General features: G+C 66.8%; 4 protein-coding genes, 1 tRNA gene and 1 pseudogene. 4 read left to right on the top strand and 2 right to left on the bottom strand.

Annotated features, from left to right (window positions below):
• A pseudogene (locus GPA_RS19995) lies at positions 1-462 on the bottom strand (hypothetical protein); the annotation flags it as partial.
• Between the two features lie 675 nt (positions 463-1,137).
• On the opposite strand from GPA_RS19995, the gene GPA_RS05525 reads away from it, so the two are divergent.
• The 4 genes from GPA_RS05525 (at position 1,138) to GPA_RS05540 (ending at position 4,021) form a co-directional block, all read left to right on the top strand.
• Complete coding sequence (locus tag GPA_RS05525) at positions 1,138-2,643, top strand: AlkA N-terminal domain-containing protein (protein ID WP_015539221.1); 1,506 nt, start codon at positions 1,138-1,140, stop codon at positions 2,641-2,643.
• A gap of 12 nt (positions 2,644-2,655) precedes the next feature.
• The gene (locus GPA_RS05530) at positions 2,656-3,198 is read left to right on the top strand and encodes a methylated-DNA--[protein]-cysteine S-methyltransferase (protein ID WP_015539222.1); all 543 of its coding nucleotides are present in this window, start codon (positions 2,656-2,658) and stop codon (positions 3,196-3,198) included.
• Between the two features lie 24 nt (positions 3,199-3,222).
• Positions 3,223-3,765, top strand: coding sequence for a methylated-DNA--[protein]-cysteine S-methyltransferase (locus GPA_RS05535; RefSeq protein WP_015539223.1), 543 nt, complete (start codon positions 3,223-3,225; stop codon positions 3,763-3,765).
• Between the two features lie 169 nt (positions 3,766-3,934).
• Positions 3,935-4,021 (top strand) — tRNA-Leu (locus GPA_RS05540).
• A gap of 71 nt (positions 4,022-4,092) precedes the next feature.
• Here GPA_RS05540 and GPA_RS05545 read toward each other — a convergent pair.
• A partial coding sequence (locus tag GPA_RS05545; RefSeq protein WP_041239152.1) for a hypothetical protein occupies positions 4,093-4,983 on the bottom strand: 891 nt, incomplete at its 5' end.

A 4,983-nucleotide genomic window follows, 5' to 3' on the forward strand; every position in this document is an offset into this window, starting at 1 on the left:
GGGGCTCTCGAAGTCGGGGGGCGGCGGCGGGGCGGCGGGCAGGTCCTCCCAGGGCGGAACGTCGTCGGGATTGCGCACCGGAGCGGCGGCACCGGCCTCTTCCCGTGGCGGCAGATCGCCGGGCGTTTCCCAAGGGAGCAGGTCTTCGGCTTCGTCCCACGAAGGCGCGTCGTCCCAGTCGACCTCGTCGAAGCGCGGCATCGCGCCGGTGCCCGCCTGTTCGGAATAGCTGCGAGCGTCAACGGGCTCGGGAGCGGGAGCGGGGGCAGAGGGCTGCCGCCGCACCGCATCGGCACCCGGCAGCGCCGCGCGCGCGGCATCCACTTCGTCGAGCTCAATGCACTTGATGGCCACCTTACGCTGAATGCGCGTGTCCCACGCAACGCGCACCGTGCCGAAGCCGCCCGAGCGCGACTCCCCGATGGGTCGGTACCGATCCAATATGAGCTGGTTGCATGCCATGCGCCTTCTCTGCGGTCGTTGCGGGTTCGTTTCAGAAAGCGACAGGCGACACGAGCGCCTGCACCGATCATGATAGCGCATTTCGCCCCTCCGCTGCATGCTCCCCACCCAGAAGCGCCGAATGGACGAGCGGCGGTACTCCTCGAAACCAGCGGTCATGCTTCTGGTCTAGCTGGACCTGTTTCCGGACCGCAGTTCCCTGCCTGACCGCAGTTCCCTGCCTGTCGGCAAAAACGCCTGCTACTGTCAAAAAAGAGCCGGTTTGGCAACCGCTGCCACTCCGAAGCTCGTGCAGTGTTGAACGCGACCTGGCCTTTCTCCAGCTCCTCGCAGGGAAGACCTTCCAAGGCCGACATCCAGATTGCCAAACCGGCTCTTTTTTGACAGCAGCAGGCGTTTTCGGCGTCAGATGACGAACCGGGCGAACGGGCCGCAAACGCGAGGCTTCAGGAAACAGCGCCGGACGCGCGAATGCGGCGTTGTTCCACAGAGGTTTCAACTTGACGTCCGAAAACGGCTAGTTCCCTCCAGCCTTTCACGCTAGACTCTTGTCGGAGAGGCAGTTCGGTGCCGCAACTGGCGGCGCGGCGCTGCATGATACGGCGACTTTAGAGGCGGCTCGGCAGCTGCACCGCCTCTCGCAGTGCGGATCACTCGGAAGGAGGGAGGCACCCCATGGCAGAAGCACAGGAGAGCACCCTGCGGCAGGACCTCAACCATCCTGAATCGCGCAAGCGGGCGCTGTACGCGGCGTTCGCGTCGAAAGATGCGCGATTCGACGGCCAGGCGTTCGTGGGCGTGTCCTCCACGGGCGTGTACTGCCGCCCCGTCTGCCACGTGCACATGCCGAAGTACGAGAACTGCACGTTCTACGAGACAGCGGCCGAGGCGGAGGCTGCCGGATACCGCCCGTGCCTCGTGTGCCGCCCGGAGCTCGCGCCCGGCCACTCCATCGCCGACGCGTCCGCGAACCTCGCGCGGCGGGCGGCCTCGCTGCTGCGCGAGGGCTGCACGAGCGGCGAGAGCCTCGAGCGCATGGCGGAGCGGCTGGGCTACACCGACCGCCACCTGCGACGGGCCTTCCAACGCGAGTTCGAGGTGACGCCGGTGCAGTACCTGCAAACCTGCCGCCTCCTTCTGGCGAAGAGCCTGCTCACCGACTCGGACCTTCCGGTAAGCCAGGTGGCCGCGGCCGCCGGGTTCAAGAGCGTGCGGCGCTTCAACGACCTGTTCAAGGAGCGCTATCGGCTCACCCCCACCGCCGTGCGCAAGAGCGCCCGACGGCGCACGCCGTCGGGCGACCGGGTGGCCTTCTCGCTGAGCTACCGTCCGCCGTACCGCTTCGCCGAACTGCTCGCGTTCTTCCGCGCCCGCCAGCTGGAAGGCGTGGAAGCGGTGGACGAGCACGCCTACGCGCGCGTCGTGCGCATGCAGCACGGCGACGAGGAGGTGCTCGGCTGGGTGCGCGTGGCCGACGACGAGCGGCGAGGCGCGCTTGCCGTCACGATGAGCGCGTCGCTACTGCCGGTGACGTCGCAGGTCATCGCCCGCGTGCGCCGCCAGTTCGACGTCGACTGCGACCCACAGGCGGTGCACGAGGGCATCGCCTCGCTGGATGACGCGGTTCCGGGCGCGGCAGTCCTGGGAACGCGGGTGCCCGGCTGTTTCGACCCCTTCGAGACGGCCGTGCGGGCCGTCCTCGGCCAGCAGGTGACGGTGGTGGCCGCGAACCGGCTGGCGGCGCGCATCGTAGAGCGCTACGGCAAGCCCATGGACACCGGCATCCCGGGGCTCACGCACGCGTTCCCCACAGCGGCGGAGGTCGCCGCGCTCGAACCCATCGAGGATGCGCTCGGCGTGCTGGGCGTCATCAAGACGCGCTCGCGCACCATCGCCGAGATCGCGCGGCTGCTGGAGGCCGGCGACCTGCGCTTCGATGCCGGCGCCGTGGTGGCGGAGCAGATGGAACGCCTGCTGGCGGTGAAGGGCATCGGCCCGTGGTCGGCGAACTACCTGGCCATGAGGGTGCTCAATCATCCCGACGCCTTCATGGAGACCGATGCCGGCGTGAAGCACGCCCTGCCCCACCTGGAACCGAAGGAACGGCTGGAGCTGGCCGAGCAGTGGCGCCCGTGGCGCAGCTACGCGGTGCTGTGCCTGTGGAACTCGCTGGCCGAATAGGAAGGAACGCGCATGGTTTATCGGACTAACTACACCCACCCCGGATTCGGAGAGATCACGATCGCGAGCGACGGCCAGAATATCGTGGGGCTGTGGATGGCCGGACAGAAGCACTTCGGCGGCACGGTGGACGGCGAGATGGAGCCGGCCGACGACCTGCCCGTTTTCACCCAGGCGAAAGGCTGGCTCGACCGCTACTTCGCCGGCGAGCGGCCCGCGATAGACGAGCTGCCGCTGGCGCCCAACGGCAGCTCGTTCCGCCAGCGCGTGTGGCGCAAGCTGGCGGAGATCCCCTACGGGCAGGTGCGCACCTACGGCGACCTGGCACGGGAGATCGCGCAGGAGGATGGCAAGGAGAAGATGTCTTCCCAGGCCGTGGGCGGAGCCGTGGGGCACAACCCCATCTCCATCATCATCCCGTGCCACCGCGTGGTGGGCTCGGGCGGCAGCTTGACCGGCTACGCCGGCGGCCTGGCGCGCAAGATATGGCTGCTGGAGCACGAAGGCGTGGACATGGAGGGCCTGTTCGTCCCCGAGAAGGGCACGGCGCTTTAGCACAGGGAAGGGAATCGCGACCTCATGCTTTACTCGACCGTGTACCCCCACGCCGAGCTGGGCGACCTCATCATAGCGAGCGATGGCGAGGCGATCGTCGGCCTGTGGATAGAGGGGCAGAAATACTTCGCCGGCAAGGTGGCGGGAAACTTGGAGCGCCAAGACGACCTTCCCGTGTTCGCTCAGGCGCACGCCTGGCTCGACCGCTACTTCGCCGGCGATCCCCTTCCCGTAACGACGCTGCCCCTCAAACCAGGCGGCACCCCGTTCCAGCAGCGCGTGTGGAAGCTGCTGGCCAGCATCCCCTACGGCGAGCTGCGCACTTATGCCGACCTCGCCGCGCAGATCGCACGCGAGTGCGACGGGAAGAAGACCTCGGCGCGCGCCGTCGGCACGGCGAACGGGCGCAACCCCATCTCCATCATCCTGCCCTGCCATCGCGTGGTCGGCTCGGACGGCAGCCTGACCGGCTACGCCGGCGGCATCACACGCAAGGTCTGGCTGCTGGAGCACGAGGGCGTCGATCTGACCGGCCTCTACGTGCCGAAGCGCGGCACCGCCCTGTAAGGAGCCTCCGCGGCGCGTACCCGGAGAGCGCAGCGCGGGAGACGCGTGAAAGCTCTGCGATTGCTCGCTATCGGCCGTTTTTCTCCGCAGGAGCAAATTTCGGTCTTGCATAGCCGGATGAAGTCCTGTATCATCTGTTCTTGCTTTCGACCGAGGTCGGAGAGCAGATGCGGGTGTGGCGGAATTGGCAGACGCGTACGGTTCAGGTCCGTATGGGGGCAACCCCATGAAGGTTCAAGTCCTTTCACCCGCACCATTTGAACTTGGAAGAGCCCTGGAATCCGGGGCTCTTTTCGTTGTCGGCGAAGGCAGCTTTGTTGGATTACGTTACGCCAGCTCGGTGATCTCGAACAGCGGAGCGGTAAGGCGGGGGTCGTCGTCAGGACAACCTTGCTCGCGATTGGCGGCCATACGGTCGGCGAACACCTGCTCGAAGTTCTCGACGGGCGCGATGCGGTATCGGCGCGTGAGGGTGGTGCCGTCGGTGAACGTGGCGGTGGCCGAAAGCGTCGCCCGGCCGATCTTCTGGGCAGCCTCGCAGGATGCTTCGAAGAAGAGCTCGTCCATGGCGGCGTAGCGCGCATCATCGCCTTGAGGAAGTGCATCGAACTCGCCGTTAATACGATCGTTTTGTTCGTTTGAGAGCTCGATCACCTCGTTGTTCAGCGCCTCCAGCTCGGCGGGGTCGGTCGCTGCTTCCCGACGCGCGAGGACGTCATCAAGGCGAGCACGCCAATCGCGCTCTTCCGGTGTGCGCAGATCGACCTTGATCGATCGACGGAGGTTCTCAGGTTGTTGGTTGGCGTAGTCAAGGGTGAATTCCTGCGAGGGCGCATACGTCGACGGCACGAACGTCCCATCTTCCAGCGTTTTCATTTCTATCAGCTCGAACGACACATCCTCACCGTCGATGGCGTAGGTCACAGACTCGATGCCCTCGCCCACGCACGCGAGGTTCAGCTGGTACGAGAGAGCGCTCGGCCGCGGCCCCCCTTCGCTACCTACCGGCACGATACCTTCATCCGCCGTGGCGATGCTCACCGTCTGACCGCCCTCGTCGGCATCGGCATAGAGCGCCAGGCCGAACTGGTCGGCCAGCGAGGACGCAGGAGCCCCGGCCCCCGAGCCTCCCCATCCGCCCAGCGTCCCGGGCAGCAGCGCGGGCACAGCGACAATAGCGCCCGCCATCACCGCGGCGGCCAGCGCCCCGACCAGCAC

It is taken from the genome of Gordonibacter pamelaeae 7-10-1-b (assembly GCF_000210055.1).
GTDB classification, from domain to species: domain Bacteria; phylum Actinomycetota; class Coriobacteriia; order Coriobacteriales; family Eggerthellaceae; genus Gordonibacter; species Gordonibacter pamelaeae.